Genomic DNA, 1,639 nt, shown 5'->3' on the forward strand with positions numbered 1-1,639 from the left:
TAGGGTGCTTGCACCTGATTCCTAGCGGCGGACGGGTGAGTAATGCTTAGGAATCTGCCTATTAGTGGGGGACAACGTTCCGAAAGGGACGCTAATACCGCATACGTCCTACGGGAGAAAGCAGGGGATCTTCGGACCTTGCGCTAATAGATGAGCCTAAGTCGGATTAGCTAGTTGGTGGGGTAAAGGCCTACCAAGGCGACGATCTGTAGCGGGTCTGAGAGGATGATCCGCCACACTGGGACTGAGACACGGCCCAGACTCCTACGGGAGGCAGCAGTGGGGAATATTGGACAATGGGGGGAACCCTGATCCAGCCATGCCGCGTGTGTGAAGAAGGCCTTTTGGTTGTAAAGCACTTTAAGCGAGGAGGAGGCTTACCTGGTTAATACCTGGGATAAGTGGACGTTACTCGCAGAATAAGCACCGGCTAACTCTGTGCCAGCAGCCGCGGTAATACAGAGGGTGCAAGCGTTAATCGGATTTACTGGGCGTAAAGCGCGCGTAGGTGGCTAATTAAGTCAAATGTGAAATCCCCGAGCTTAACTTGGGAATTGCATTCGATACTGGTTAGCTAGAGTATGGGAGAGGATGGTAGAATTCCAGGTGTAGCGGTGAAATGCGTAGAGATCTGGAGGAATACCGATGGCGAAGGCAGCCATCTGGCCTAATACTGACACTGAGGTGCGAAAGCATGGGGAGCAAACAGGATTAGATACCCTGGTAGTCCATGCCGTAAACGATGTCTACTAGCCGTTGGGGCCCTTGAGGCTTTAGTGGCGCAGCTAACGCGATAAGTAGACCGCCTGGGGAGTACGGTCGCAAGACTAAAACTCAAATGAATTGACGGGGGCCCGCACAAGCGGTGGAGCATGTGGTTTAATTCGATGCAACGCGAAGAACCTTACCTGGCCTTGACATACAGAGAACTTTCCAGAGATGGATTGGTGCCTTCGGGAACTCTGATACAGGTGCTGCATGGCTGTCGTCAGCTCGTGTCGTGAGATGTTGGGTTAAGTCCCGCAACGAGCGCAACCCTTTTCCTTATTTGCCAGCACTTCGGGTGGGAACTTTAAGGATACTGCCAGTGACAAACTGGAGGAAGGCGGGGACGACGTCAAGTCATCATGGCCCTTACGGCCAGGGCTACACACGTGCTACAATGGTCGGTACAAAGGGTTGCTACTGCGCGAGCAGATGCTAATCTCAAAAAGCCGATCGTAGTCCGGATCGCAGTCTGCAACTCGACTGCGTGAAGTCGGAATCGCTAGTAATCGCGGATCAGAATGCCGCGGTGAATACGTTCCCGGGCCTTGTACACACCGCCCGTCACACCATGGGAGTTTGTTGCACCAGAAGTAGGTAGTCTAACCTTAGGGAGGACGCTTACCACGGTGTGGCCGATGACTGGGGTGAAGTCGTAACAAGGTAGCCGTAGGGGAACCTGCGGCTGGATCACCTCCTTAACGAAAGATTGACGATTGGTAAGAATCCACAACAAGTTGTTCTTCATGACGATGTATCTGAGGGTCTGTAGCTCAGTTGGTTAGAGCACACGCTTGATAAGCGTGGGGTCACAAGTTCAAGTCTTGTCAGACCCACCATCTGCCAGAAAACAGAAAATCAGAACATTGACTTA

Annotated in this window: 1 tRNA gene and 1 rRNA gene; both read left to right on the forward strand. The window is 52.4% G+C overall.

What is annotated here, in order from left to right:
* Nucleotides 1-1,466: ribosomal RNA gene (locus ACEWB7_RS17245) — 16S ribosomal RNA — on the forward strand; the annotation flags it as partial.
* 61 nt (nucleotides 1,467-1,527) lie between these two features.
* A tRNA-Ile gene (locus tag ACEWB7_RS17250) sits at nucleotides 1,528-1,604 on the forward strand.
* The last annotated feature ends 35 nt before the right edge of the window (nucleotides 1,605-1,639 follow it).

This window comes from Acinetobacter sp. NIOH-H-8 (assembly GCF_046635365.1).
Classification (GTDB): domain Bacteria; phylum Pseudomonadota; class Gammaproteobacteria; order Pseudomonadales; family Moraxellaceae; genus Acinetobacter.